At 45.5% G+C, this 1,162-nt stretch carries 1 protein-coding gene; it reads left to right on the plus strand.

The window, feature by feature from the left end; all coding sequences use genetic code 11:
- On the plus strand, window positions 1-1,121 hold a 1,121-nt coding region (locus tag G9U52_RS39065), incomplete at its 5' end, for an IS3 family transposase (protein ID WP_166158875.1).
- Between the last annotated feature and the right edge of the window lie 41 nt (window positions 1,122-1,162).

A 1,162-nucleotide genomic window follows, 5' to 3' on the forward strand; every position in this document is an offset into this window, starting at 1 on the left:
GTGCAGATCGATGGAAGAAAGCCTACGAAAAAGACGGAATCATTGGACTTGCGGACTCGCGTAAAGAATCGGCTCTGCGTCCTTCAAAACGGCATTTATCCCCTGATGAGATCATTGCCAAGCAGGAGGCGAAGATCAGACTTTTAGAGGCTCAACTGGCATACGTAAAAAAGTTAGACAGGAACGAAAGGAGGCTAACAGCAAAGGGAAAAAACCTAGGCCCGAGTGATTGTTTTAACCTTATTCAGGAAGCTGTGCAACAAGGCTTGGGGCGAATGACACGTTACTTCTGCCAACTGCTTGACGTGTCTCGCTCTGGCTATTACAACTACCTCAACTCTGCTGACACACGCCAGGAGCGTAAGCTAGCGGATGAGCAAGCAGGTGCACTCATCAAGAAAGCATTTAATCAAAGAGGTTACAAAAAGGGCTCCAGATCCATTAAGATGACGCTCCAGAACGAATATGACACCTGTTACAACCTGAAGCGTATTCGAAGGCTAATGAAAAAGTTTGACCTCGTATGTCCCCATCGGAAACCTAACCCCTACCGCCTTATGGCCAAAGCGACACAAGAACACCGCACGCTCCCCAATGAGCTGAAGAGGGACTTCAAGAAAGGAATACCAGGTCTTGTACTGCTCACCGATATCACCTATCTTCCGTATGGCAAATCGCAGACGGCTTATTTGTCGACCATTCTGGACGCCTCAACAGGAGAACTTCTAGCCCAAAATCTCTCAGAGTCCCTTCATCTGCCACTAGCTACAAGAACCATTGAATTGCTCATGAGACAGAGACGCTTAAAACTCCATAAGGATGCCTTCATCCATTCCGATCAAGGGAGCCATTACACGAGCCCCATCTACCAGAAATTATTAAAGAAAAAAGGCCTAAGACAGTCGATGTCACGACGTGGAAACTGCTGGGACAATGCCCCACAGGAGTCTTTCTTCGGTCATATGAAAGATCATGTTAAGAGTCAACACTGTACAACTTTGGCCGAATTACAAAGAGAAATTAACCGCTATATTCGTTATTATAATCATCACAGATATCAGTGGGGACTAAAAAAGATGACTCCTGTTCAGTACAGGAATCATCTCTTATGTGTGGCCTAGCACTCTTTTTTTTAAGTGTCCTTGACTAAGGGTCTAGTTTA

Origin of the sequence: Paenibacillus agricola (assembly GCF_011440305.1) — a bacterium.
Classification (GTDB): Bacteria; Bacillota; Bacilli; order Paenibacillales; family NBRC-103111; genus Paenibacillus_S; species Paenibacillus_S agricola.